Source organism: Propionivibrio sp. (assembly GCF_047602565.1).
In the GTDB taxonomy this organism is placed as follows: Bacteria; Pseudomonadota; Gammaproteobacteria; order Burkholderiales; family Rhodocyclaceae; genus Propionivibrio.
In genome coordinates, this window is sequence record NZ_JASGGX010000001.1 from 390856 (window position 1) to 417017 (window position 26162).

Annotated in this window: 27 protein-coding genes, 1 rRNA gene and 1 pseudogene; 4 read left to right on the plus strand and 25 right to left on the minus strand. The window is 63.8% G+C overall.

Annotation, left to right across the window (positions count from 1 at the left end):
- Positions 1 to 4: 4 nt before the first annotated feature.
- The 10 genes and pseudogenes from QM701_RS01765 to rpsB form a co-directional block, all read right to left on the minus strand.
- Positions 5 to 481 carry an OmpH family outer membrane protein gene (locus QM701_RS01765; RefSeq protein ID WP_415169328.1) on the minus strand — a complete coding sequence of 159 codons (477 nt, stop codon included), beginning with the start codon at positions 479 to 481 and terminating at the stop codon, positions 5 to 7.
- Between the two features lie 51 nt (positions 482 to 532).
- Entirely contained in the window at positions 533 to 2872 is a 2340-nt protein-coding gene (gene bamA, locus QM701_RS01770) for an outer membrane protein assembly factor BamA (protein WP_415165393.1), read from the minus strand.
- Between the two features lie 3 nt (positions 2873 to 2875).
- Complete coding sequence (rseP, locus tag QM701_RS01775) at positions 2876 to 4243, minus strand: RIP metalloprotease RseP (protein WP_415165394.1); 1368 nt, start codon at positions 4241 to 4243, stop codon at positions 2876 to 2878.
- Positions 4240 to 5428: pseudogene (gene ispC / locus QM701_RS01780) on the minus strand (1-deoxy-D-xylulose-5-phosphate reductoisomerase). Before ispC ends, rseP begins: the two are co-directional and overlap by 4 nt.
- Positions 5429 to 5447: 19 nt before the next feature.
- Complete coding sequence (locus QM701_RS01785; protein WP_415165395.1) at positions 5448 to 6281, minus strand: phosphatidate cytidylyltransferase; 834 nt, start codon at positions 6279 to 6281, stop codon at positions 5448 to 5450.
- On the minus strand, positions 6274 to 7059 hold the full coding sequence (gene uppS, locus QM701_RS01790; protein ID WP_415165396.1) for a polyprenyl diphosphate synthase: 786 nt from the start codon (positions 7057 to 7059) through the stop codon (positions 6274 to 6276). The genes QM701_RS01785 and uppS overlap by 8 nt, the downstream gene beginning before the upstream one ends.
- 18 nt (positions 7060 to 7077) lie before the next feature.
- Positions 7078 to 7638, minus strand: coding sequence for a ribosome recycling factor (gene frr / locus QM701_RS01795; protein WP_415165397.1), 561 nt, complete (start codon positions 7636 to 7638; stop codon positions 7078 to 7080).
- Between the two features lie 11 nt (positions 7639 to 7649).
- Positions 7650 to 8378 (minus strand): UMP kinase, encoded by a 729-nt coding sequence (pyrH, locus tag QM701_RS01800; RefSeq protein WP_415165398.1) that lies wholly within the window; start codon positions 8376 to 8378, stop codon positions 7650 to 7652.
- A 25-nt stretch (positions 8379 to 8403) separates the two neighbouring features.
- Complete coding sequence (tsf, locus tag QM701_RS01805) at positions 8404 to 9297, minus strand: translation elongation factor Ts (protein ID WP_415165399.1); 894 nt, start codon at positions 9295 to 9297, stop codon at positions 8404 to 8406.
- Between the two features lie 108 nt (positions 9298 to 9405).
- The gene (gene rpsB, locus QM701_RS01810; RefSeq protein WP_415165400.1) at positions 9406 to 10143 is read right to left on the minus strand and encodes a 30S ribosomal protein S2; all 738 of its coding nucleotides are present in this window, start codon (positions 10141 to 10143) and stop codon (positions 9406 to 9408) included.
- A 327-nt stretch (positions 10144 to 10470) separates the two neighbouring features.
- Between rpsB and QM701_RS01815 the strand changes: the two genes are divergently transcribed.
- On the plus strand, positions 10471 to 11169 hold the full coding sequence (locus QM701_RS01815; protein WP_415165401.1) for a GntR family transcriptional regulator: 699 nt from the start codon (positions 10471 to 10473) through the stop codon (positions 11167 to 11169).
- A 31-nt stretch (positions 11170 to 11200) separates the two neighbouring features.
- Here the strand turns inward: QM701_RS01815 and yiaK are convergent, their stop codons facing one another.
- Positions 11201 to 12226: a 3-dehydro-L-gulonate 2-dehydrogenase gene (gene yiaK / locus QM701_RS01820; protein ID WP_415165402.1), complete on the minus strand. Its 1026-nt coding sequence runs from the start codon at positions 12224 to 12226 to the stop codon at positions 11201 to 11203.
- A gap of 55 nt (positions 12227 to 12281) precedes the next feature.
- Positions 12282 to 13487: a D-mannonate dehydratase ManD gene (manD, locus tag QM701_RS01825; protein ID WP_415165403.1), complete on the minus strand. Its 1206-nt coding sequence runs from the start codon at positions 13485 to 13487 to the stop codon at positions 12282 to 12284.
- A 386-nt stretch (positions 13488 to 13873) separates the two neighbouring features.
- Between manD and QM701_RS01830 the strand changes: the two genes are divergently transcribed.
- The 3 genes from QM701_RS01830 (at position 13874) to QM701_RS01840 (ending at position 16814) form a co-directional block, all read left to right on the plus strand.
- Positions 13874 to 14863 carry a TRAP transporter substrate-binding protein gene (locus tag QM701_RS01830; protein ID WP_415165404.1) on the plus strand — a complete coding sequence of 330 codons (990 nt, stop codon included), beginning with the start codon at positions 13874 to 13876 and terminating at the stop codon, positions 14861 to 14863.
- Positions 14864 to 14939: 76 nt separating this feature from the next.
- The gene (locus tag QM701_RS01835; RefSeq protein ID WP_415165405.1) at positions 14940 to 15470 is read left to right on the plus strand and encodes a TRAP transporter small permease; all 531 of its coding nucleotides are present in this window, start codon (positions 14940 to 14942) and stop codon (positions 15468 to 15470) included.
- 9 nt (positions 15471 to 15479) lie between these two features.
- Entirely contained in the window at positions 15480 to 16814 is a 1335-nt protein-coding gene (locus tag QM701_RS01840) for a TRAP transporter large permease (protein WP_415165406.1), read from the plus strand.
- 36 nt (positions 16815 to 16850) lie between these two features.
- On the opposite strand, the gene nagZ is transcribed toward QM701_RS01840, so the two are convergent.
- From nagZ to rrf, 13 genes are all read right to left on the minus strand, one after another.
- Positions 16851 to 17861, minus strand: coding sequence for a beta-N-acetylhexosaminidase (nagZ, locus tag QM701_RS01845; RefSeq protein ID WP_415165407.1), 1011 nt, complete (start codon positions 17859 to 17861; stop codon positions 16851 to 16853).
- 6 nt (positions 17862 to 17867) lie between these two features.
- Positions 17868 to 18245: a holo-ACP synthase gene (acpS, locus tag QM701_RS01850; RefSeq protein ID WP_415165408.1), complete on the minus strand. Its 378-nt coding sequence runs from the start codon at positions 18243 to 18245 to the stop codon at positions 17868 to 17870.
- A complete protein-coding gene (locus tag QM701_RS01855; RefSeq protein ID WP_415165409.1) occupies positions 18245 to 19009 on the minus strand; it encodes a pyridoxine 5'-phosphate synthase in 765 nt (254 codons plus the stop codon). Before QM701_RS01855 ends, acpS begins: the two co-directional genes overlap by 1 nt.
- Positions 19006 to 19719, minus strand: coding sequence for a DNA repair protein RecO (gene recO / locus QM701_RS01860; protein WP_415165410.1), 714 nt, complete (start codon positions 19717 to 19719; stop codon positions 19006 to 19008). Before recO ends, QM701_RS01855 begins: the two co-directional genes overlap by 4 nt.
- A 22-nt stretch (positions 19720 to 19741) precedes the next feature.
- Complete coding sequence (gene era, locus QM701_RS01865) at positions 19742 to 20626, minus strand: GTPase Era (RefSeq protein ID WP_415165411.1); 885 nt, start codon at positions 20624 to 20626, stop codon at positions 19742 to 19744.
- Positions 20619 to 21290, minus strand: a complete 672-nt coding sequence (rnc, locus tag QM701_RS01870; protein ID WP_415165412.1) for a ribonuclease III — start codon at positions 21288 to 21290, stop codon at positions 20619 to 20621. The genes era and rnc overlap by 8 nt, the downstream gene beginning before the upstream one ends.
- Positions 21291 to 21298: 8 nt before the next feature.
- Positions 21299 to 21652, minus strand: coding sequence for a DUF4845 domain-containing protein (locus QM701_RS01875; protein ID WP_415165413.1), 354 nt, complete (start codon positions 21650 to 21652; stop codon positions 21299 to 21301).
- An 11-nt stretch (positions 21653 to 21663) separates the two neighbouring features.
- Positions 21664 to 22452, minus strand: coding sequence for a signal peptidase I (gene lepB, locus QM701_RS01880; RefSeq protein WP_415165414.1), 789 nt, complete (start codon positions 22450 to 22452; stop codon positions 21664 to 21666).
- A 14-nt stretch (positions 22453 to 22466) separates the two neighbouring features.
- Complete coding sequence (lepA, locus tag QM701_RS01885; protein WP_415169329.1) at positions 22467 to 24257, minus strand: translation elongation factor 4; 1791 nt, start codon at positions 24255 to 24257, stop codon at positions 22467 to 22469.
- Positions 24258 to 24350: 93 nt separating this feature from the next.
- Positions 24351 to 24620 carry a glutaredoxin family protein gene (locus tag QM701_RS01890; RefSeq protein WP_415165415.1) on the minus strand — a complete coding sequence of 90 codons (270 nt, stop codon included), beginning with the start codon at positions 24618 to 24620 and terminating at the stop codon, positions 24351 to 24353.
- Entirely contained in the window at positions 24617 to 25012 is a 396-nt protein-coding gene (locus QM701_RS01895; RefSeq protein ID WP_415165416.1) for a SoxR reducing system RseC family protein, read from the minus strand. Before QM701_RS01895 ends, QM701_RS01890 begins: the two co-directional genes overlap by 4 nt.
- Before the next feature lie 66 nt (positions 25013 to 25078).
- Positions 25079 to 25678, minus strand: coding sequence for an RNA polymerase sigma factor RpoE (rpoE, locus tag QM701_RS01900; protein ID WP_415165417.1), 600 nt, complete (start codon positions 25676 to 25678; stop codon positions 25079 to 25081).
- Between the two features lie 297 nt (positions 25679 to 25975).
- A 5S ribosomal RNA gene (rrf, locus tag QM701_RS01905) occupies positions 25976 to 26089 on the minus strand.
- Positions 26090 to 26162 lie beyond the last annotated feature (73 nt).

Genomic DNA, 26162 nt, shown 5'->3' on the forward strand with positions numbered 1-26162 from the left:
TCGATTACTTGCTGTCGGCGGCCAAGGCCTTGATTATCTTGTCGGTAATGTCAAGCTTCGGGCTCGCCCATACCACGTCCTGCACGATCAGGTCGAATTTTTCGCTTTCGGCGAGCTGCTTGATGGCCTTGTTGGCTTTCTCGATGATGGCCGCGTTTTCCTCGTTCTGGCGCAGGTTCAGATCCTCGCGGAATTCGCGCTGCTTGCGCTGGAATTCCCGCGACAGTTCGTTCAGTTCCTTTTCCTTGGCGCGCCGGTCGGTTTCACTCATCGTCACGGCGTTCTTCTCGAGCGTTTCCTGCATGCCTTGAAGCTGCTTGGCCATACCCTGCAGTTCCTGGTCGCGCCGGGAAAACTCCGCCTCGATCTTCTTCGCCGCCTTCACCGCGGCGGGCGCGTCACGGAAAATCCGTTGCGTGTTGACGTAGCCAATTTTCACCGAATCCGCTGCCGCCACGTACGACGCTGGCAAGGCGATCATCAGCGCGACCAGCAGGGTGGCAAATTTCGTTCTCAAGCTGTTTCTCCTCGGCTAGAAAGTAGTTCCCATCTGGAACTGGAACCTTTGAATATTATCATTCTTCTGTTTGTTCAGCGGTTGGGCGAAGCTGAATTTTAGCGGTCCCAGGGGGGACAGCCAAGTCGCCGCGAGGCCCACCGACATGCGCACCGGGCCTTCCTCGCAGACGATGCCGGAGCCGCTGCTGCAGGCGCCGGTCTTCTCATCGGAATAAACCTGGCCGGCATCGAAGAACGGTCCGAAGCGGAACGACTTGTCGACGCCGAAACCGGGCACCGGCATCGACAATTCGGCGTTGAAGACGAACCGGCGCGTGCCGCCCAGGCGCACTTCGTCGCCGTCCGTGTCGATTTCATACGGGCCCAGGCTGGCCGTGTCCCAGCCGCGCACGGAGCCCGTGCCGCCGGCGTAGAAGTTCTTGAAAAACGGCATGTCCTGTCCGCGCAGCCCCTTGGCGTAGCCGACCTCGCCGTTGAGCATCAGCGTCAGGTTCCGCGTCACCGGGAAGAAGCGCTGGTGCTGATAGGTCGCCTTGTAGTAGCGCAGGTCGCCGCCCGGGCTGACCTCGAACGTGGCCTTCTGGTACGTGCCCTGCGTCGGATTGATCGCGCTGTCCTTGCCGTCGCTGATCCAGCCGACGGTGAGCGGCACCGACAGGTTGCCGCAGGTATCCGCATTGGAGCCGCAGAACTTGTCGATGAAGCGCTGGTACTGCAGCGGCGTGTCCTCGTCCTCGCGGTCGATGGTGACCTTCGTGTAGTCGACCGCCGCGCCGAAGTTGATCGACTGCTTTTCGGAGATCGGGATGCCGAACTTGATGCCGCCGCCGGTCGATTCGGTCTTATAGACGTATCCCAGCGACGTCGGATTCGATTTCCGGTGATAGATGTCGAAGCCCTGGCTCACGCCGTCGACCGTGAAATACGGGTTGTTGTAGCTGAACCCGATGGCGCGGTTGATCTTGCCGGTGCCGATCTGGACCGAGGCGAACTTGCCGCTGCCGAAGATGTTGGCCTGTGAGATCGAGCCGGACAGGATCACCTTTTCCGACTGCGAGTAGCCGGCGCCCACCGTGATGTTGCCGGTGGACTTCTCGGTCACGTTGTAGTTGACGTCGATCTGGTCCGTGGTGCCCGGCACGGGCGGCGTCTCGACCGTCACTTCGGAGAAGTAGTCGGTCTTGTCGATGCGCTGCTTGGAGAGCTTGACCCGCTCGTCGTCGTACCAGCCGCCTTCCATCTGGCGGATTTCCTGGCGGACCACCTCGTCGCGCGTCTTGGTGTTGCCGCCGATGTTGATGCGGCGGACGTACACCCGCTTGCCCGGATCGACGAAGATGGTAAACGCCACCTGCCGCTTCTCCTTGTCGACCTCCGGCGCCGCATTGACGTTGGCGAAGGCGTAGCCCCGCCCCGACAGCTTGTCGCTGATGGCCTTGGTGCTCTGGTTCAGCGCCTCGCGCGAGAAGACGTCGCCCGCCTTGATCTTCATGGCGGTCTTGAACTCGTCCTCGGACAGGATCAGGTCGCCCGCCAGTTTGACCGAGGAGACGACGTAGCGCTCGCCTTCCGACACGCTGATGGTGATGTAGATGTCCTTCTTGTCCGGGCTGATCGAGACCTGCGTCGATTCGATGCTGAATTCGAGAAACCCGCGGTTCAGGTAGAAGGAGCGCAGCGTCTCCAGGTCCGCCGACAGCTTCTGCTTGGAATACTGGTCGTTCTTCGTATACCAGCTGATCCAGTTCGGCGTCTGCAGCTGGAAGGTGTCGAGCAGTTCCTTTTCCTTGAACGACGTCGCCCCGACGATGTTGATCTGCCGGATGACCGCCGAGTCGCCTTCGTCGATCTTGAAATTGATGCCCACCCGGTTGCGTTCGAGCGGCGTCACCGTGGTGGTCACCGTCATCGAATACTTGCCGCGGGTCAGGTATTGCCGCTTGAGTTCCTGCTCGGCCCGCTCCAGCATGCCGCGGTCGAACGAACGCGAGACCGCGAAGCCGGCTTCCCGGAGGCCCTTGATGATCTGGTCCTTGTCGAACTCCTTGAGGCCGACGAAATCGATCTGGGCGATGGCCGGCCGCTCCTCGACGACGACCACCACGACGGTGCCGTCGATCTCGATGCGGACGTCCCTGAAAAACCCGGTGGCGAACAGCGCCTTGATCGCCTGGGCGGCCTTCTCGTCGGTCATCGTCTCCCCGACCTTGACCGGCAGATAGCTGAACACGGTTCCGGCTTCGGTCCGCTGGATGCCTTCGATGCGGATGTCCTTGACGGTGAAAGGTTCGAAGGCAAAAGCGTTTGATACGCACAGTGCGGCGATCGCACCGGCAAGCAGAATTCTCTTCATGGGTCAGCCAGGAATCAATCGGGTGAAGTCATTGTAGAGGGCGAAGGCCATCAACATCAGGATCAACGCCAGTCCGATCTTCTGGCCGATCATCAGGCACCGCTCGGACAACGGCCTGCCTCTCACGATTTCCGCGACATAATACAGTAAATGCCCCCCATCCAGAACGGGAACGGGCAGCAGGTTGAGCACGGCCAGGCTGATGCTCACCAGCGCCATGAAGCGGAGGTACTGGGCGAGGCCCAGCTTGGCCGACTGGCCGGCGTAGTCGGCGATGGTCACCGGGCCGCTGATGTTGTGCCAGGACAGCACGCCGGTGACCATCTTGCCCATCATCCGGAGACTGAATATAGACTTGTCCCAGGTCTCCTCGATCGCCTTGCCCAGAGCCGGCAAGGGGCCGTAGCGTACGGTGATCAGCAGGTTGTCCCTTTCCAGCCCGGAATCGGCGACCGCCGCGCCGATCCGGCCGATCTCGCGGCCGCCGCTCTCAATCCGCACGGGAGTGATTTCGACCGTGGACGCCGCCCCGTCCCGTTCGTATTCAAGGAGCAGCGTCACGCCCGGCGAAGCGCGGACCGTTTGCACCACGTCCGCCCATGAAGCGACGTCCCGGCCGTCGATGCTCACCACCACGTCGCCCGGCCGCAGGCCGGCCGCGGCCGCGGCGCTGCCCGGGGTGATGCTGCCCAGCACGGCCGGGACCACCGGCCGGAAGAAGCGCAGGCCCAGCAGTTCGATGGGGTCCTCGCCGGGCTCGGGGTCCCTGGCCTCGGCCAGCGCCAGCGGGCGGAAGCTGATCTCGTCGCGCTCGTTGACCACTTCCAGCTCCACCGAATCCTGTTCCACCATCCGGCGCAGCAGCTCCCAGCGCAGGTCGGCCCAGGTCTCGACGCTCTCGTCGCCGACCTTGAGCACCCGCTCTCCGTTCCGTATGCCGGCCTGTTCCGCGGCACTGGCGGCGACCGGCTGCCCCAGGACGGGACGCAGTTCCTCCGAGCCGTGCATGAACAGGCCCCAGTAGACGGCGACGGCCAGCACCAGGTTGGCCAGCGGCCCCGCGACGACGATGGCCATGCGCTTCCAGACGCTCTGCCGGTTGAAGCTGCGGTGCGCTTCGTGCGGCGCCACCTCGCCTTCGCTCTCGTCCAGCATCCTGACGTAGCCGCCCAGGGGAAACGCGCCGATCGCCCATTCGGTCCCGTCCTTGCCGGCCCGCCACAGGAACAGCGGGCGGCCGAAGCCGACCGAGAAGCGCACCACCTTAACGCCGGCCAGGCGGGCGACCAGGTAATGGCCGAACTCGTGCACCACGATGAGCACGCCGAGCAGCACGGCGAAGGCCATCGCGTAAAACAGGAAATCGCTCATCGCCGCTGCATCCCCTCGACGATCTGTTCGGCCATCCGCCGCGCGGCGGCGTCGGCGGCGAGCACGTCGTCCAGGGTATCGAGGCGCGCGGCCGGCATCCGCTCCATGACGCGCGCGATGACCCCGGCAATGTTGACGAAGCCGATCCGCCCCTCCAGGAAGCGCTGCACGGCCACTTCGTTGGCGGCGTTGAGCGTCGCCGGCGCGTTGTCGCCGTCCCGCAGCGCCCCGTAGGCCAGCGCGAGACAGGGAAAACGCTCGAAGTCCGGCCGCTCGAAATGCAGCGCGGCGACGTCGAACAGGTCGAGCGGCTCGACGCCCGCGGCAATCCGCTCCGGGTACGCCAGCGCCTGCGCGATCGGCGTGCGCATGTCGGGATTGCCCAGTTCGGCCAGCACGGAGCCGTCGATGTACTGGACGAGCGAATGGATCACGCTCTGCGGATGCACGACGACCTGGATCTTTTCCGCCGGCACGTTGAACAGCCAGTGGGCCTCGATCACCTCCAGCCCCTTGTTCATCATCGTCGCCGAGTTCGACCGAAATCTTGCGGCCCATGACCCAGTTCGGATGGGCGCACGCCTGTGCCGGCGTGACGTGCGCCAGGTCCGCGCGCGGCGTCGTCCTGAATGGACCGCCCGAGGCGGTCAGCAGGATGCCCCGCACGCCGCTCCGGTCGAGGTCGCCCGCATAGTCGGCCGGCAGCGACTGGAAGATCGCGTTGTGCTCGCTGTCGATCGGCAGCAGCCGGGCGCCGCCGCTGCGCACGGCGCGCATGAAGACCGGCCCGGCCATGACCAGGGCTTCCTTGTTGGCGAGCAGGATTTTTTTCCCGGCCAGCGCCGCGGCCAGCGTCGGCGGCAGCCCCGCGGCACCCACGATGGCGGCCATCACCGCATCCACTTCCGGCAGTTCCGCCATGCGCACCAGCGCCTCGGGACCGTGCAGGACTTCCGTGGCGCAGGCCGCCGCCTTAAGCCGCCCGCGCAATTCCGCCGCCAGGGGTTCATCGCGGACGACCGCGTAGCGCGGCGCGAACTCGACACATTGCGCGTACAGGCGGTCGATCTGGGTATGCGCGCACAAGGCTTCGACGCGGTAGCGCTCCGGATGCCGCCGGACCACGTCGAGCGTATTGACGCCTATCGAACCGGTCGAGCCAAGAATCGTGAGCTTCTGCGTCATCGACGGGCGGAATCCTTTGTCAAATGCCCATGCCGAACCGGACCAGCGCGACGAGCGGCAAGGTGGAGGTGAGGCTGTCGATCCGGTCGAGCACGCCGCCGTGGCCGGGCAGCACGTTGCTGCTGTCCTTCAGCCCGGCCTGCCGCTTCAGCAGCGACTCGAACAGGTCACCGACGATGCTGATCGCCGTGAGCGGCACGAGCAGGACGGCCAGCAGCCAGACATGGCCGGCAAGCGTCGCCGGCAGGTGGGAAGAGAACAGCAGTCCATAGGCTACCACCGCCAGGACGCCGCCGACGGCCCCTTCCCATGTTTTTCCGGGGCTGATGGTCGGCGCCAGCTTGTGGCGGCCGAACGCCCGGCCGCAAAAGTAGGCGGCGGTGTCCGCCACCCAGACGATCGCCATGACGGCCAGCAGCTGTCCCGCCCCCAGTTGCCGCAGCTGGATCAGCGCCAGGCAGGCCGGCAGGATGACCAGGGCGCCGGACAGGATGCCGGTCAGCGGACGCGCCACGGTCCAGCGCCGCTGCAGCCACAACGGCACGACCACGCACCAGAAGGCCGCGGCGGGAAGGTACAGCCAGCGCCCCGCCTGCCAGGCGTCCGCGGGTCCGTCGCCGAGGCCGAGCGCGGACGGGAAAACCGCGGCCAGCGCCGCGACGGCAAGCGCGCCGCCCGCGCCCAGGGCCAGCCGCGCCGGTCCGCCCAGGGCCATCAGCCCGCCCCATTCCCAGAACGCCAGCGCCGCGACCAGGGCGCAGAAGCCGAGCCAGCCGGCCGGCGGCAACAGGAACAGCGCGCAGAGGAAGGCGGCAACGAGGCAGAGCGCGGTGACGATCCGCGTTTTAAGCATCGATCTTGGCGTCCGCAGGATGCCCATCGCCGGCCGCCAGCTGCTCGCTGGTCCGCCCGAACCGGCGCTCGCGTTTCTGGTAGGAGGAGACGGCCTTGTCGAATGCCGTGGAATCGAACTCCGGCCAAAGGGTGGCGGTGAAATAGCACTCGGTATACGCCAGCTGCCAGAGCAGGAAATTGCTGATCCGCTCCTCGCCGCCGGTGCGGATGAAGAGATCGGGCTCGGGCGCGTAGCTCATCGCGAGATACGGCGCGAGATCGTCTTCCGTCCACTCGCCGCGCTTTTCCGGACGCTCGACGGCCATGCGGTTGACCGCCTGGACGATGTCCCAGCGGCCGCCGTAGTTGGCGGCGATGGTCAGCGTCAGCTTGCCGTTGGATACGGTCTGCCGCTCGGCGGCGTCGATCAGCGCCTGCAACTCCGCGTCGAAACGGGACAGGTCGCCGACGATCTTCAGGCGCACCCCGTTGGCGTGCAGCTTGGACACTTCCTGCATCAGCGCCCGGGCGAAAAGCTGCATCAGCAGCGACACCTCTTCCGCCGGCCGGCGCCAGTTTTCGGAACTGAAGGCGAACAGCGTGAGATAGCCGATTCTCCGGTCCAGGCAGTACCGGACCGCCTCGCGCACTGTCTCGACGCCGCGGCTGTGCCCGGCGAAACGGGGCAGAAAACGCTTTTTGGCCCAGCGCCCGTTGCCATCCATGATGATGGCCACATGCCGGGGAACGCGGCCGGTATCCGGGATCGTGCGGGTCGAGCTCTTGAAGGAGGCCATCAGCCGGATTCCCTCGGCCTAGATGGCCATCAACTCGGTTTCCTTCTGGGCGAACTGCTTGTCGACTTCCGCGACGTACTTGTCGGTCAGTTTCTGGATGTCGTCCTGCGCCTTGCGCTCCTCGTCCTCGGAGCATTCCTTCTTCTTGAGCAGGTCCTTGAGCGTGGCGTTGGCGTCGCGCCGCAAGTTGCGCATGGCCACGCGGGCATTCTCGCACTCGTGCTTGACCACCTTGATCAGGTCGCGGCGCCGCTCCTCAGTCAGCGGCGGCATCGGCACGCGGATCAGTTCGCCCTGCGCGGCCGGATTCAGGCCCAGATCGGAGTCGCGGATGGCCTTCTCGATCTTCGCCGCCATGCCTTTTTCCCACGCCTGCACGCCCAGCGTGCGCGGATCGAGGACGGTGATGTTGGCCACTGTGTTCACCGCCACCGGCGAGCCGTAGTAGTCGACCTGCACGTGGTCCAGCAGGCCGATGTGCGCCCGGCCGGTACGAATCTTCGCCAGGTCGACGCGCAGCGCCTCCAGCGATTTCTGCATCTTGTGTTCCGCGCCCTTCTTCACCTCAGCAATCGACATCGCATCCTCCCTCAGCAATACACCAGCGTGCCCTCGTTCTCACCAAGGACCACCCGCTTGAGCGCCCCCGACTTGAAGATCGAGAACACCTTGACCGGCAGTTTACGGTCGCGGCACAACGCGAAGGCCGTAGTATCCATGATGGCGAGATTTCTGGAAATAGCGTCGTCGAAGCTGATCGCGTCGTAGCGCGTGGCCGTCGGGTCCTTTTTCGGGTCGGCCGTGTAGATGCCGTCCACCTTGGTCGCCTTGAGCACGATTTCGGCGCCGATCTCCGCGCCGCGCAGCGCCGCCGCAGTGTCGGTGGTAAAGAACGGGTTGCCGGTGCCGCCGGCGAAGATGACCGTGCGCCCCTGCTCCAGGTAGCGGATGGCGCGGCCCCGGATATAGGGCTCGACCACCTGTTCGATGTTCAGCGCCGACTGCACCCGGGCGACCATGCCGGCCACGCGCATCGCGTCCTGCAGCGCCAGGCCGTTCATCACCGTGGCCAGCATGCCCATGTAGTCGGCCTGGGCGCGGTCCATGCCGTTCGCCGCGGGCGCGATACCGCGAAAGATGTTGCCGCCGCCGATGACCACGCCGACCTGCACTCCGAGATCGACGACGCTTTTGACCTCCTGGACGATCTCGGTGATCGTCTGGCGGTTGATGCCGTAGGAGTCGGAGCCCATCAATGCCTCGCCCGAAAGCTTCAGCAGGATGCGTTTGTACTCCGGAATGGCTGCGGTTTCGGTCATGGCGGCGATCCTTGTTTTTGTCGTATCAGTTCTTCGCCGCGGCCGCCTGGGCGGCAACTTCGGCAGCGAAATCGTTCGAGCGTTTTTCCAGGCCTTCGCCGACCACGTACAGCGTGAACCCGGCGACCGAAGCGCCCTTGGCCTTGAGCAGCTGCTCGACCGTTTGCTTGCCGTCTTCCGCCTTGACGAACACCTGCGCCAGCAGGGTGACGTCCTTCAGGTACTTCTGCACCGTGCCTTCGGCGATCTTCGCCAGCATGGCTTCCGGCTTGTTGTCGGCGCGCGCCTTCTCGATCGCGATGCGGCGTTCGGTTTCCAGCAGATCCGCCGGCACGCCGTCGGCGCTCAGCGCCTTCGGCTTGGAGGCGGCGATGTGCATCGCCAGGTCCTTGCCCAGTTGCTCGTCGCCGCCGACCAGGTCGAGCAGCACGCCGATCTTGGCACCGCCGTGAATGTAGGACACCAGCCGGCCCTTGGCCTCGACGCGTTCGAAACGGCGGATCGACATGTTCTCGCCGATCTTGCCGACCAGCGCGGTGCGCACCGATTCGACGGTGCCGTCGCCCAGCGGCAGGCTGGACAGCGCGGCGACGTCGGCCGGATTCCTGCTGACGACCAGCTCGACGCAATTCTTGGTCAGGGCCTGGAACTCGTCGTTCTTGGCCACGAAATCGGTTTCGCAGTTGACCTCGATGATCGCGCCCTGCTTGCCGTCGGCGGTGATGCTGACGGCGACCAGGCCCTCAGCGGTGATCCGCGCGGCGGCCTTGGTGGCCTTGTTGCCCAGCTTGACGCGCAGGACTTCCTCGGCCTTGCCCAGGTCGCCGTCGGCCTCGGTCAGGGCCTTCTTGCACTCCATCATCGGCGCGTCGGTCTTCGCGCGCAGTTCTGCCACCATGCTTGCGGTAATTGCCGCCATTTTTCATCTCCATTTACGGGCACGGCCGGAAAACCGGCCGTGCCTTGTTGAAACAACGAATGATCAGGAAAAGATCGCCTTTGCTCTACCGGGACGGCGAGGCAGGAATTACTCGGACTCCTCGACGAATTCGTCTTCCGAAGTCGCGGCAATGATGTCCTCGACGAACTGGCTGCGCCCTTCGAGGATCGAGTCGGCGACGCCGCGCGCGTACAGGCGGATCGCGCTCGACGAGTCGTCGTTGCCGGGAATGACGTAGTCGATGCCGTCCGGGGAGTGGTTGGTGTCGACCACGGCGATGACCGGGATGTTCAGTTTGTTGGCCTCGGAAATGGCGATCTTGTGATAGCCGACGTCGATGACGAACAGCGCGTCGGGCAGCGTGTTCATTTCCTTGATGCCGCCGATCGACTTTTGCAGCTTGGCCAGTTCGCGCTGCATCATCAGCGCTTCCTTCTTGCCGAGCTTGTCGAGGGAGCCGTCCTCGGCCATGGTTTCCATTTCCTTGAGGCGCTTGGTCGACTGCTTGATCGTCTTGAAATTGGTCAGCATGCCGCCCAGCCAGCGCTGCTCGACGAACGGCGCTCCGGCGCGCGTCGCTTCCTCGGCGATGATCTCGCGCGACTGGCGCTTGGTGCCGACGAACAGGATGGTGCCCTTGTTGGCCGAAAGCTTGCGCACGAAGGCCATCGCCTCGTTGTACTTGACCAGCGTCTTTTCGAGGTTGACGATATGGATCTTGCTCCGCGAACCGAAGATGTACGGCGCCATCTTGGGATTCCAGAAGCGTGTTTGATGGCCGAAGTGAACGCCGGCCTCCAGCATTTGACGCATTGTTGCAGACATGTTTTTTCCTTTCAGGGTTGAGCCACCACTCGTCCAGCTACACGCTCTTCCCGCGTGGGAGGAGCACCCTTGAACAGACGAGTGTGCGTATTTGCAGGCAACCGGTACGCCGCCTGCCGCCTTGCCGAGCCACGAGACTGGCAAAGCTGCGGGATTTTACCACCGCGAAGCGGCCAATTCCAGCGGCGGGACGAGCAAAAACCATCCGGCCGCCCCGGTCGCCGGTCCGCCGCAGCCAAGGCGCGCTTCCCGAATGCGGAAGCAGTCCCGCAGGTGCCGCGGAAGCCTTAGAATGTCAGCCACCCATTTCCACGCAGACCGCGAACGATGAACAGCACCAGAAGCGCGCCGCGCGCCCGGCAGAACGAGTCATCGTCGATCAGCGCCCAGGTCTATCGCCAACTGCACAGCGCCATCATCCGTGGGGAAATCTGTCCCGGCGAGGGGCTTTCCGAATCGGAGATCGCCCGCCAGTATTCGACCAGCCGGCAGCCCGTGCGCGAGGCGTTCATCAAGCTGGCCGAGGAACGCCTGGTCAGCATCCAGCCGCAGCGCGGCACCTTCGTCGTCAAGATTTCCGTCGCCGACGTGCTGGACGCCCGCTTCGTCCGCGAAGCCATCGAGATCGCCGTGACCCGCGAGGCCGCGACGTCCGCACCGCTTTCCGCCATCCGGGAGCTGCGCGACCTGATCGCCAGGCAGCATGCCCTCGACCCCGGCCACAACGACGAATTCCTCGCCCTCGACGAGGAATTCCACCGCACCCTCGCCCTGTCGGTGGGCCGCGCGCATGCCTGGCGGGTGATCGAAGGCATCAAGGCGCAGATGGACCGCATCCGCTACCTCAGCCTGGACGACGCGACGCCGATCCCCCGGATCATCGAGCAGCACGAACGCATCGTCGACGGCATCGAGGCGGGCGACCCCACCGTGGCGGCCGCCGCGATGCGCAGCCATTTGCGCGAGATCACCGTGTCGCTGCCGGCGATCGCCAGCCGCTTTCCGGAGTTGTTCTCGATCGATTGAACGGCCCGGCGGCGGCCGGGCCGGACGCGCGTTACGCCGCCGTCCTGCCGGCCAGGGCCAGGACCTCGGCCCAGACGCCGTCATCAACCACCACGCCGTTGGCGCGATGCTCGGCCCGGATGCGCAGGGTCGATTGCCCCGGATAAAGCACTTCCTTGCTTCTTTCGTCGGGGGTCGACGAATTCACATAATCGGCGACGCTGTCCGCCACCTTGTCGGTGAATTCCTCGCCGCCCAGCTGCCGCGGATCGAACACGATGAACACCTGCGAACAGCCGGTGCAGCTGCCCCGTCCGACCTGGTCGATCTGGCTGGTGGGCAGGCCTTCCGAAAGGACCGCCGCCAGCGTGTCGAGCAGGATGGCGAAGCCGGACCCCTTCCAGTAGCCCATCGGCAGGATGCGCATGGACTGCTCGATCGGACCGGGCTCGGCGGTCAGGTTCCCGTCCTTGTCAAACCCGCCGGGATACGGCAGCTGCGCGCCCTTGAGCCGGGTCACCTGCAATTTGCCGTACGAATACTGCGACATGGCCATGTCGAGGACGATGTTCCCTTTCTTGCGCGGCACGGCCATCACGAAGGGATTGTTGCCCAGGCGCGTGTTCTTGCCGCCCCAGGACGGCATGCACGACTCGGTGTTGGTCCAGCTGATCGCCGCGTAGCCCTTGTCCGCCGCGTACCAGCCGTAGGTGCCACCGCGCATCCAGTGCGTGGTGTTGCGCAGCGTCACGATGCCGACGCCCTGCTCCGCCGCGATGGCGATCGCCCGGTCGGCGGCGAAATACGCATTGAGGATGCCGGGGCCCTGGTGGCCGTCGTAGATCTCGATCACGCCGAGTTCCTTGACGATGGTCGGCCGGGCATCGGGATCGACCCAGCCTTTCTTGAGATAGTCGACGAACCGGGCGACGCGGTTGAGCCCGTGCGAGTAGACGCCGTCGCAACTCGACTCGGCATGGGTCCGCGCGCACGTCCGGGCATCCTCCGGCCGCATGCCGGCACGGACGAACGCCTCGGTCACCACTTCATAAACCGTTTCAAACGGAACACGTGTCATTCTTTTCACTCCAGGGGTTGCCGGGGCACCCGCCCCGGTCATGGTCAAGCAGACGTCACCAGTTCCACAGGGTTCCGTCTTCCAGGCGGGCCACCGGCAGATAGGCGGGTTCGTAAGGATACTTCGCGGCCAGCGCCTCGTCGATCTCGACGCCGAGACCCGGCTTCTCGCCCGGATGCATGAAACCGTCGTCGAAGCTCCAGGCGCACTGGAAGACTTCCATCGTCTGCTCGTGATAGCCCATGTATTCCTGCATGCCGAAGTTGGGCACCGACAGATCGAAATGCAGCGCGGCCCCCATGCACACCGGCGAAAGGTCGGACGGGCCGTGGCTGCCGGTGCGCACCTGGTATAGGGCGGCCAGATCGGCGATGCGGCGCAGATGCGTGATCCCGCCCGCGTGGGTCACGGTCATGCGGATGTAGTCGATCAGCTGCTCTTCGATCAGGTCCTTGCAGTCCCAGATGGTGTTCATGATTTCGCCGACGGCGATCGGGGTGACCGTGTGCTGGCGGATCAGGCGGAAGGCTTCCTGGTTCTCGGCCGGCGTCGGATCTTCCATCCAGAACAGGCGGTAGTCTTCGATCGATTTCCCCAGACGCGCGGCTTCGATCGGCGTCAGGCGATGATGCACGTCGTGCAGCAGGTGCGTGTCGAACCCGAATTTTGCACGCACCGCCTCGAACAGTTTGGGCACGTAGTCCAGGTATTTCTCGGTCGACCACGATTGTTCTTCCGGCCAACCCTTGGTCGCCGGCTCGTAGGCGCCGCCCTTGGAAACGCCGTAGACGGATTTCATGCCCGGAATGCCGCACTGCGCGCGAATGGCCTTGAAGCCCTGCTCCTGGTACTTGGCGAAGGCGTCGAGCGTTTCCGGGATGTCGCGGCCGGTGGCATGGCTATAGACCATCACGCCTGCACGCGAGGCGCCGCCGAGCAACTGGTAAACCGGCATGTCGGCCAGCTTGCCTTTGATGTCCCACAGCGCCATGTCGACCGCGGCGATGGCGGACATGGTCACCGGCCCGCGCCGCCAGTAGGCGCCGCGGTACAGGTACTGCCAGGTGTCTTCGATCTTCTGCGGATCGCGCCCGATCAGCAGCGGGCAGACATGGTCCTTCAGATACGACGCCACCGACAATTCACGGCCGTTCAGCGTGGCGTCGCCGAGGCCGGTCACTCCTTCGTCCGTGGTGATCTTCAGCGTTACGAAGTTCCGCCCGGGACAACAGACAATCACATCCGCACTGACAATCTTCATCTTTCTCTCCTTTCAGACCTCGGTCTCGACGGCCAGGACGCCAGACGGCGCACAGCACACGGCAGTGTAGCACAACTACCATACAAGCTTGATACGAATTCAAACACCGTCCCGCTCCCCCAGAAAATGCCATCGAGGGTAGCCAGTCCTCCGGGAAAATTTACCCCGCCGGACCCCTCTTGCACTGGGAGATAAAGCCCCCTACCATACAAGGGTGCATGCCCGCAGGTCGATTCGAAAGAATGAACGGCCCAGGAGGGACGGGGGTTGGAGGGACTTCCGGCGGCCGGCGCGGGTTCGGGGTCTACCGGGGGAGACGCTCCGGTCGGTGGTCACGGGTTGCCGCTTGAGCACCCAAAATCTTTTTCAAACGGAGGAGGCGAAAAATGAAACTCAACAAAATCCTGGCGACATGTCTGACGCTTGTCGCGGCAAGCGGCGCTTTCGCGGCCAATCCGATCACCCTCAAGGTCGGCGACAACTGGGGCAACACCCACCCGATGGCGGCCGCCCTGGATACCGTGTTCAAGCCCATGATCGAGAAGGGCAGCAACGGGGCCATCAAGGTCGACGTGTACCACTCCGGAACGCTCGGCAACGAGGCCGATCTGTGGAACGGGGTGCGCAACGGCACCATCGAGGTCGCCGTCATCGGTTCGGGCATGAACCAGGAATACCCCACCATGCTGATCACCGACTGGCCGTTCCTCTATCGTGATCTCAACCACGCGAAGAAGGTCTGGACCGGCCCGATCGCGGACGAGCTCAGCGCGGGATTCCATCAGAAGTTCCCGACCACGCATGTCCTGGGCTGGGGGCCGAACAGCGCGCGCACCTTCACCAGCAACAAGAAGCTGACCTCGGTGGCCGACTTCAAGGGCCAGAAATTCCGCATGCCGTCCAATCCCATCCACGTCGGCATCGCCAAGAATCTCGGCGCCAGCGCCCAGGTCATTCCGCTTGGCGAACTGTTCAGCGCGCTGGAAACCGGCGTCGTCGACGGCCAGGATAACGGCATGGTGACGGTGATCAGTGAAGCCTTTTACGAGGTACAGAAATACCTCTACGAAACCAACCACATCATCGCCACCCTGGAAGTCATCGTCAGCGCGCCGTTCTTCGACAAGCTCAGCGCCGAGCACCAGAAAGTCATCCGTGACGCCGCCAAGGCGGCTTCGGTGACGGCCTGGGACAACTACATCGCGAGCGTCGACAAGGACCGGCAGTTCCTCAAGAGCAAGGGCGTGACGGTGACCGCCGTCACGGAAGCGGACCGGCAGAAGATCATTGAAATGCTCAAGCCGCTCACCGACAAGCTGTACGCGGATCACACCTGGGCGAAGCCGCTTACCGACAAGATCAAGGCCGTTCAGTAGAAACAGGCCGAAATGCCGGCAAAACCCTCATGGTTCCCCCATGAGGGTTTTTTGTCCTGTTGCCGCGAGGATTATGATGAATAAATCTAACCTGCTGTTCCGGAGCATCGAGGTCCTGATGGCCTTCTTTCTGGCGGTCATGATTGCCCTGGTCTTCCTGAACGTCGTCTTGCGCTACGTCTTTTCCACGGGTTTCGAATGGTCCGAGGAAATCGCCCGCCTCTGCTTCATCTATCTGGTTTACCTCGGCTCCATCGGAGCCATGCGGGACAACCAGCATCTCATCATCGACAGTCTGCTGACCCGCATCCCGGTTCTCGTCCAGAAGATCATCTATTTCCTGGTCCAGGTCGGGGTCATCTGGGTCATGGTCGTGCTGACCCTGGGCAGCTGGCAGCTGGTCGTGCAAAACCTCGGTGATCGCTGGGTCGCCACACAATTCCCCATCTTCCTGGTCTATGCCGTCGGCCTGGTGACCGGCATTTCCATCATCATCATCGCGCTGGCGAACATGTATCGCCTGATCGTACTCAAGATGTCCGTCAGCGAACTGCTGTCGATTCGCGACGATTCCGGCTCGGAGCAGGTGCAGGACAACCTGCAATAGGAGAAGACCGTGACCCTGATTATTCTGTTCATGTTGTACCTGTGCGGCGCCATGATGCTGGGGCTGCCCATCGCCTTTTCCCTGCTGCTCGGCTCGATCGCCACCGCGCTGCACATGGGGGGAAGCGCGACCAACCCGCAGATCGTGGCCGCGCAGCTCATGCGCGGCGTCGACAGCGTGACCATGATGGCCCTGCCGTTCTTCATCATTGCCGGCGAATTGATGAATCGCGGCGGGCTGACCAAGCGCATCATCGACTTCTGCAATATTTTCGTCGGGGGCGTGCGCGGCGGACTGGGCTACGTCACGATCCTGGCCTGCCTGATTTTCGCCAGCCTGGTCGGTTCGGCCGTCGCCAGCACCGCGGCGCTGGGCGCGATCCTCATCCCGATGATGGCCGATTCCGGCTACAACCGCCCGAAAGCCGCCGGACTCGTGGCCGCCGGCAACATGGTGGCGCCGATCATGCCGCCTTCGGTGCCGATGATCGTCTATGGCGTCGCCGCCGGCGTCTCGATCAAGTCCCTGTTCCTGGGCGGCATCGCACCGGCGATATACCTGACCATCATCATGAGCATCGCGTGGTTCTTCGTTTCCCGCAAGGACGCGGTCGGCGCCACCACGCAGAAAACCACGCTGAAGGAAAAAGCGCGGATCTTCCTGAGCGGCCTGTGGGCGCTGCTGTTGCCGGTGATCATCATCGTCGGGCTGCGGGGCGGTGTGTTCACGGCCACCGAGGCGGGCGTCGTCGCCGTGGTATACGCCCTCTTCGTGGGCATCTTCGCATACCGCGAGCTGACGCCCAGGGACATGTTCAAGGCCCTCACCAGCGCCGCGAAAACGTCCGCCGTGGTCATGTTCCTCGCCGCGGCCGCCCAGGTCGCCGGCTACATCATGACCATCGCGCGCATGCCGCAGCTCATCACCGCCGCGCTGGACGGGCTGGTCGACCGGCCGATCCTGCTGAACGTCACGCTGATGGTGGTGGTGCTGCTGGTGGGCACGGCCATGGACGTGGTGCCGACGATCCTCATCCTGACCCCCATTTTCCTGCCCCTGCTCAAGGCGGCGGGGATCGATCCGGTCTACTTCGGTATCATCTTCACCCTGGTCAACGTCCTCGGCCTGCTGACTCCGCCGGTGGGGCCGGTGCTCAACGTCGCCTGCGCCGCGGGCAAGGTCAAGATGGAGGAAATCCTCATGCCGACTCTGCCCTACTTCATCGCCCAGTGCATCCTGCTGTTCGCGATGACGCTGATTCCCGAGATGATTCTGCTGCCGCTCAAGTGGATTGCGGGCTATGTGCCGAGGGTGCCCGTGCCGTCGCTGCTGAATTACTTCTGAGCGCGGGTTCCCGCGCCGCGGCGCGGGAACCGCCCGTCAGGCAAGCCGCGCAGCCGCTTCGATCCCCGCCAGATGGCGGGGATCGTTTTTCATGTCCGGGACCTCCGGGACGGGAAGCAGCCGGGCGACGTGCGCGGAGCGCCGGGCGTCGAAATCCGGACGCCAGCCCGCCAGCACTTCGTCCACCTTGCCCGGCGCGTTGCACACCAGCAGCATATCGCAGCCGGCATTCCAGGCGGCGGCCACCCGGTCGACGATGCCGCCTGCCACGCTGGCGCCCTCCATCGACAGGTCGTCGCTGAAAATCACGCCGGCGAAACCCATTTCCCCGCGCAGCTTCGCCAGCCATACCGGCGAGAAACCGGCCGGCCGCGAATCCACGCGCGGATAGATCACATGCGCCGGCATGACGGCGTCGAGCGGCAGTTCCCGGAACGGCCGCATGTCTTCCTCGATCTCGGCGGGCAGGCGGTCGTCCACCGGGATCGCCACGTGGGAATCGGCCTCCGCCCAGCCGTGCCCCGGGAAGTGCTTGCCGCACGCCCGCATCCCGGCCGCATGCAAACCGTCGATCAACTGGCCAGCGAGCAGGACGACCACGCGCGGATCGCGATGGAACGCGCGATCGCCGATCACGCCGCTGCGCCCCCGATCGAGATCGAGGACGGGCGTGAAGGACAGATCGACCCCGTGCAACCGCAGTTCGCGGGCCAGCACATAGCCGATGTCCCGGGCCGACGCCTGCGCCAATTGCGGATCGCGTTCCCACAATTCGCCGAGACGCCGCATCGCCGGCAGACGGGTGAAGCCGTCGCGGCAGCGCTGCACCCGGCCGCCCTCGTGATCGATGGCGATCAGCAGCGGTGGCGAGCGCAAGGCATGGATTTCGGCGGTCAGCCTCGACAACTGCTCGGGCGAGGCATAGTTGCGGGCGAACAATATCAATCCGCCGACCAGCGGATGGCACAGGCGCTGCCGATCGGCATCGGTCAGTCCGGTCCCCGCGACGTCGATCATCAGCGGACCGTGCGGCAAGTTCATGGGCATGTCGAATCAGGCGCTTTCCAGGACGACGAACGCCACGGCATAGGCGGCTTCGTCGCTGATCGAAAGATGGACGGACAGACCGCGCTCGGCCAGATAGCGCGCCAGCGGCGGCGCGTAGCCGAACGCCGGCTTGCCGAGCTCGTCGTGCGTCACCGCGATGCTGGGCAAGGTGGCCGGCGCGGCGACGCCGATGCCCAGCGCCTTGCCGAACGCCTCCTTGGCCGCGAAGCGCTTGGCCAGGAAGCGCGCCGGATCGGCAGCCCGGGAGAAGTCGGCGAACTCCGACGGAGCCAGCAGCTTCTCCAGCGCCCGCGCCCCGTGGCGCGCGTAAAGCCTGCCGAGCCGGGCGACCGCCACGATGTCGGTGCCGACGCCGGCGATCATCAGGGCTGTGCCGCCGGACAGGCGGCCGCCTCGCGCATCAGGCGCTTCATCTCGCGGACGGCTTCGCGCAGGCCGACGAAGACCGCGCGGCTGACGATGGCGTGCCCGATGTGCAGTTCGCGGATGCCCGGCAGGCGCGCCACGGGCTGTACGTTGAAGTAGTTCAGCGCATGGCCGGCGTTGAAACGCATGCCCAGCCCGCGGATGGCGTTTCCCGCCGCGCCGATCTTGTCGAGCTCGGCCAGCACCGCGGGACTCTCTGCGTCGCGCCCCAGGTTGTGGAAGGCATGCGCGTACGGGCCGGTGTGGATCTCGCAGACGCGCGCGCCGATGCGCGCCGCGGCCTCGACCTGGGCCAGCTCGGCGTCGATGAAGACGCTGCTGATGATGCCGGCCTCGGCCAGCCGGTCGACCGCCTTTTTCAGCTTGCCCTCCTGCGCGACGATGTCGAGCCCCCCTTCGGTGGTCACTTCGTGGCGCCCCTCGGGGACCAGCATGGCCATTTCCGGCTTGAGCCGGCAGGCGATCGCCACCATTTCGTCGGTCGCCGCCATTTCCAGGTTCAGCTTGATCTGCGTCAACGTCCGCAGTTTTTCGACGTCGGCGTCCTGGATGTGCCGCCGGTCCTCGCGCAGATGCACGGTTATGCCGTCCGCGCCGCCGATGTGCGCCTCGACGGCGGCCCAGGCGGGTTCGGGTTCGTAGGTCTTGCGCGCCTGGCGGATCGTCGCCACGTGGTCGATATTTACGCCCAGTTCGATCATGGTTCCTGTAGCTCCAGAAAAATCTTGCGTGTCTCCAGCCCCTTGCCGCCCGTGTAATGGGCGATCAGGGTCCTCATCAACTGCTTGGCTTCGAGCAAAGAGCGCGGATCGGAAAAATCCCCGGCATCCAGATCGATCAGGGTCTTGCCGCTGACGGCCAGCGCCGAGTCGCCGGCCGCCTGCAACCGGACCGGACCGCGTTCGATCTCGTACGCATAGTACCGCGCCGGATCGATGGGCTGCCCCTCGTCGTCGTGCTGCAGCGTCAAACCGTAGCCGAGCTCCTGCAGAAACGCCCGTTCGAAGCGGCGGAGGTCCGATTCTTTCGGCCCGTCGGCGAACCGCCGCAAGGTTTCCGCATACACTGAGAACAGGCGCGCGTGGGCGTCCTCCCGCGGCAGCAGATCAAGCAGCAGCTCGTTGAGATAGTAGCCGCAGAAAAGCGCCCGCCCGGACAGCAGGGGCTGTCCGCCCTGCCATTCGGCCTTCATGATCGTCTTGATCTCGCCCTTTCCCGCCCAGGACAGTTCGAGCGGCTGGAAGGCCATCAACAGTCCGCGCAAGGCCGAGCGCGGACGCCGCGCGCCGCGCGCCAGCAAGGCGATGCGGCCGACGTCCCGGGCGAACGCCTCGACGATCAGGCTGGTTTCGCGGAAGGGGTAGGCATGCAGCACGAACGCCGGCTGTCCATCGACCCTGTGCCGTTGCATGGCCTCGATTCCCGGTCCGGACTCACTCGTAGCCGAGGCTCTTGAGCAGGCGCTCGTCGTCCGACCAGCCCGACTTGACCTGGACGAAGACTTCCAGGAAAACCTTGCCGTCGAACAGCCGTTCCATGTCCTGGCGCGCCTCGGTGGCGATGCGCTTGAGCGTCTGCCCACCCTTGCCGATGACGATGCCCTTGTGCGCCGGCCGGTCGACGACGATGGCGGCGCTGATGCGGCGCAGCGCGCCGTCCACTTCGAATTTTTCGATCTGCACCGTCGAGGCGTAGGGCAGTTCGTCCCCCAGCAAGCGGAACAGCTTCTCCCGGATGAACTCCGCCGCCAGGAAGCGTTCGCTGCGGTCGGTGATCTCATCCTCGCCGAAGAGTATTTCGCCGTGGGGCAGATGCCCGCGCACTTCGGCGAGCAGGTCGTCGGTCTGGGTCCCCTTGGCCGCGCTCACCGGCACGATGGCGGCGAACGGAAACTCCGGCGAGAGGCTGGCCAGCATCGGCAGCAGCGCCGCCTTGTCCTTGAGCTGATCGACCTTGTTGACGGCCAGAACCACCGGCTTGTCCTGCGGCAGCAGGCGGAGCACGGCCTTGTCCTGGGCGTCGAAATGGCCGGCCTCGATCACCAGGACGACGACGTCCACGTCCGCCAGCGCCTGCGTCACGCCGCGGTTCATCGCCCGGTTCAACGCACCCGCGTGGCGCGTCTGGAAGCCGGGCGTGTCGACGAAGACGAACTGGGCGTCCGGCCGGGTCAGGATGCCGGTGATTCGGTGGCGGGTCGTCTGCGCCTTGCGCGAGACGATGCTGATCTTTTCACCTATCAGGCGATTGAGCAGGGTGGACTTGCCGACGTTCGGACGGCCGACGATGGCAACGTAGCCGGATCTCAGTTCATTCATCGACGTGCAGCTTTTCCAGGGCTTTCTCCGCCGCGACCTGCTCGGCCGCGCGCCGGCTGCCGCCGTGCCCTTGCGTCCTGATGCGCAGGCTGTCGATCTCGCAGACGACGTTGAACGACTGCGCGTGCGCTTCGCCGTCCGTCCCGGCCAGCACGTATTTCGGCAGAGGCAGGCGCCGGCCCTGCAGGTGCTCCTGCAGGCGCGTCTTGGCATCCTTGACCGGCTTGCCCGAGGCGATGCCGGCAAGCATGCTTTCGTACAGGCGGACGATCACCCGGTTCGCGCCGTCGAATCCGCCGTCCAGCCACACGGCGCCGAACACCGCCTCGAGCGCGTCGGCCAGGATCGAGGGGCGGCTGGCGCCGCCGCTTTTGAGCTCACCTTCGCCAAGCCTGAGATGATCGCCGAGCGACAGCGACAGCGACAGCCGGTGGAGGCTGTCCTGGCGGACCAGATTGGCGCGCATCCGCGACATGTCGCCTTCGGAGATGCGGGGAAAACGTTCGTAGAGCTGGCGGGCGATCACCGCATTGAGAATCGAATCGCCCAGGAATTCCAGCCGTTCGTTGTGCGGCGAACTGTGGCTGCGGTGCGTCAACGCCGTGAGCAGCAGCGAGGCATCTGCGAAGCGATAATCGATCGCCCGTTCGAGAGAATTGGCCATGCGCTTGTTCAGCGTTGCGCCGACGATCCCTGGAAATCGATCAGTAGACTAACGTTGTGGAACAAGGAAATGCGTTTCTCGTAGGCGAAGGCCACGACCACTTCGTTGCCCTCCTTGGAGATATCCAGATCGGTTCCCTTGATCGTCTGGATGGAGTCCACGTCGGCGTATTTGTCGAAGATCGCGCGGATTTCGGGGACCGTCTTGCCGCTCGCATTCATGGCCGTCGAGGCGACGATCTTCTTGATCTTGTAGTAGTCGATGACGTCCGGGACCACCCGCATGCCCAGTATGGCCACCAGGGCGATGACCACGCCCCAGACGATCAGCCCCGACAGAGTAACTCCTCGCTGGTATTTCATCTTCACATTCCTCACTTGAATGGCCCGATGCGTTTCAGATCGCCGAAATTGAGCCAGATGAAAAACGCCTTGCCGACGATGTTTTCGTCCGGAACGAATCCCCAGAAACGGCTATCGCGGCTATTGTCCCGATTATCGCCCATCATGAAATACTGGCCTTCCGGGACGGTGCAAATTACACCCGAGTTATTGTAGAGGCAATTCTCCCGATATGGAAACCGCGATGCGTCCGGGATGAACGCCGGCGCGTCCTGATCGTTGAGCACCCGGTACTCGATGCCATCCATCTTTTCGATGAACTGCCGGGAGTAGTACAAGCGTTCCGGATGCAGATAATCGTCGATCCGGCGCATTTCGACCGGCTTGCCGTTGATGGTCAGCTGCTTGTTCTGGTAGGCCACCTTGTCGCCGGGAATGCCCACCACGCGCTTGATGTAGTCGAGCGACGGATCTTCCGGATAGCGGAAGACCATCACATCGCCCCGCTGCGGCGTGTTGAATTCGATGATCTTCTTGTTGATCACCGGCAGACGGATGCCGTAGGTATATTTATTGACCAGGATGAAGTCGCCGACCTGGAGCGTCGGGATCATCGAGCCCGACGGAATCTTGAACGGCTCGACGATGAACGAGCGCAGCACGAAGACGAGCAGGATGACCGGAAAGAAGCTCGCCCCGTATTCGACCCACCAGGGGTCCTTGGCGTCCGGCGCCCTGCGCTTGCGCAGCACCAGCACGTTGACGAACCAGATGGCGCCGCTCACGACCAGCAGGCAAAACAGAATCAATGCGAAATTCACGGTGACCGGCTCCTTTATTTATCGACGCGGAGAACCGCCAGGAACGCCTCCTGCGGAATCTCGACCGACCCGACCTGCTTCATGCGCTTCTTGCCGGCCTTCTGCTTTTCCAACAGCTTGCGCTTGCGGGTGATGTCGCCGCCGTAGCACTTGGCCAGCACGTCCTTGCGCAGCGCCTTGACGTTCTCGCGCGCGATGATGTTCGAACCGATGGCCGCCTGGATGGCCACGTCGTACATCTGGCGCGGAATCAGCGAGCGCATCTTGGACGCCAGTTCACGGCCCCGATAGACGGAATTCGCGCGGTGCACGATGACCGACAGGGCATCGACCTTCTCGCCGTTGATCAGAATGTCCAGCTTGACGACGTCCGCCGCCCTGAATTCCTTGAAATCATAGTCCAGTGATGCATAGCCCCGCGACACGGACTTCAGCTTGTCGAAGAAATCCATGACCACCTCGGCCATCGGCATCTCGTAAACCAACTGCACCTGGCGGCCGTGGTAGGTCATGTCGACCTGGTTACCGCGCTTCTGGTTGCACAGGGTGATGACGTTGCCGAGATAGTCCTGCGGCACGAAAACGGTGATGGTGATGATCGGTTCGCGGATTTCGAGGGTCTTCGTCGTCTCCGGCAGCTTGGCCGGATTCTCGACCTGGACGACGGTGCCGTCGCGGGTCACCACCTCGTACACCACCGTCGGCGCGGTGGTGATCAGATCCTGGTCGAATTCCCGCTCCAGCCGCTCCTGCACGATCTCCATGTGCAGCAGCCCCAGGAAGCCGCAACGGAAACCGAAGCCGAGCGCCTGGGAAACCTCGGGCTCGTAGTGCAGGGAAGCGTCGTTCAGCTTGAGTTTTTCGAGCGCCTCCCGCAGGGAATCGTACTGGTTCGCCTCGACCGGATAGAGCCCGGCGAAAACCTGCGACTTGATTTCCTTGAAGCCGGGCAGCGGCTCGCCGGCGGGCCGGTCGGCGGACGTCAGCGTGTCGCCGACCTTGGCCGCCTGCAATTCCTTGATCCCGGCGATCACGTAGCCGACCTCGCCCGCCGCCAGCGAATCCCGCTGCACGGCCTTGGGCGTGAACACGCCGACCTGCTCGCACAGGTAGTTGGCGCCGCTGGACATCAGCCGCACCTTGTCCTTCGGACGCAAAAAGCCATCGACCACACGGACCAGCATGACGACGCCCACGTAGTTGTCGAACCAGGAATCGATCAGCAGCGCCTTGAGCGGGCCGTCGGGATCGCCCTTGGGCGTGGGGATACGCGCGATGATCGTCTCCAGGATGTCTTCCACCCCGAGGCCGGTCTTGGCCGACGCCAGCACGGCGTCCGAGGCGTCGATGCCGATGACGTCCTCGATTTCCTGCCGCGCATTGTCCGGCGTGGCCGAAGGCAGATCGATCTTGTTCAGCACCGGCACGACTTCCACGCCGAGATCGATGGCGGTGTAGCAGTTGGCGACCGTCTGCGCCTCCACGCCCTGCGAGGCATCGACGACCAGCAATGCGCCCTCGCAGGCGGAGAGAGAACGCGACACTTCGTAGGAAAAATCGACGTGTCCGGGCGTATCGATCAGATTCAGGTTGTACACCTGCCCGTCGCGGGCTTTGTACTGAAGCGCCGCCGTCTGCGCCTTGATGGTGATGCCGCGTTCCCGCTCGATGTCCATCGAATCGAGTACCTGCTCCTCCATCTCCCGGTCGGACAAGCCGCCGCAGAGGTGGATAATCCGGTCGGCCAGCGTCGACTTGCCGTGGTCGATGTGGGCGATGATTGAAAAATTTCGAATGAATTGCAGTTGCATTGCGCCTTACCGTCGCGGCCTCGCCGCACCTGTAAAAAAGGGTGCCGGCGGGCACCCTTCGTCGATACTGCCAGAAAGGGAGGAATTCTAACGGATTTCTTCCAGATAATCACGGACTTTGCTCATGTCCAGGCGGAATCGGCTCAGCTCCGTATTTCCCGACAGCAGCACCGGAACGAACTCCCCGAATCTTGCCTCCAGCTCGGGATCGCCATCGACATCCACGATTTCCATTTCCACGCCGTATTCATCCAGCAAGGGCGCCACCGCCATGGCCATCTCCTCGCACAGATGGCAATACGTGCGTGAAATCAAGGTCAATCTGAGTACGCTGCCCATGCCGATCAGGCCATTCACTTTATGCGTGGCTCGAAGTCCGGCCCGAGCAGGAGATCTTGCACCCATCGTATCCTCTGAGTTCCCCAAGCCACGGCTAGACCGCACACCGCACCGATCATCGAACCGACTTCCCCTGCGAAGGCCACGCCAAGCGCCGCCCCGAGGAATAGGCCTAGCAAGGGAAGGCCATAGCCGGCGACGGCGCTGCGCAACAGCGTCCGGTCGTGGATCACTATCACCACCGCCTCGCCCACTTTCGCCCCCCTGGAATTTAAGACCCGATAGATTTTCGGGGACAGGCAGAACGCCTGCGCGAGATTGCCGCCACCGCAACCGCCCGGCTCATGGCACCGGCCGCACCCTTCCTCGGTAATGCGCACGAGGGCGCGATCGCCGTCGAGCGCGGTCACCGTTCCTCTCACTTCAGCCATCGGAAAAAACAACCGCCAAGTGAGCCAAAAGCCTTCGGCGCCTGCTTACCAGCGATGGTCCGGCGCCGTATCGAGCAGAGGCCGCAGTTTCTCGGCGACGGCCTCGCGAGCCCGGAATATCCGGGAACGCACCGTGCCGATCGGGCAGTTCATCTCCACGGCGATTTCCTCGTAGCTCAGCCCCTCGATTTCGCGCAGCACGATCGCGTTGCGCAACTCTTCCGGCAACGCCTCCATGGCGGCGTTAACCGTCTGCCCGATCTGCTTCGACTGCAACAGCCTTTCCGGCGTATTGATGTCGTGGAGGTGTTCCGCGTCCTCAAAGGATTCCGCTTCGTCGGCGTCGAATTCCGTTGACGTCGGAGCACGCCGTCCCTTTGCAACCAGGTGGTTTTTGGCCGTGTTTATGCCGATTCTATATAACCAGGTATAGAAGGCGCTTTCTCCGCGAAATGTAGGCAAGGCACGATAAGCCTTGATAAAGGCTTCCTGTGCCACATCCTCCACCTCGGCATGATCGCGTATGAAGCGTGACAGCAATCGTCCCAACTTGCGCTGGTACTTCCCCACCAGCTGTTCGAATGCCTGTTTATCGCCTTTCTGTGCGCGCTCGACCAAAGCCTGGTCAATTTCGCGTTCGCTCATTCTTATAAATCCTAGTTGGGACAGATATCAAATCCTTGTCAGTATAAACCAACATTAGAAGCATAGCATGAAGCCCGGGCACACCCTCACGGCAATCACGGAAGTCAAGTTGAGGTTATTCTCAAGGTACTGATTTATTTAGTTTTTTAGTGATTTTTGAGGAGCCGTTGAGATGAACGGAGGTTTTGTGGGGGTGTACCCGGATCACTTGCCGATCCACAGCCTTTTTTATTTTCTTTTTTTTGTGAAATAGAGAAGCCCTCTGGCCTATGAAGGCGAGAGGGCTTTGAGAGGGGAGCCTGGCGGTGACCTACTTTCGCACACGAGCTGTGCACTATCATCGGCGCGACTTCGTTTCACGGTCCTGTTCGGGATGGGAAGGGGTGGGTCCGAAGGGCTATGGCCGCCAAGCATAACTTGTCCGCACGGCCGGTGGGCCATGCGCAAAACGGGAGAAGGTTGGTTGCAATTGCAGCGTCGAGTT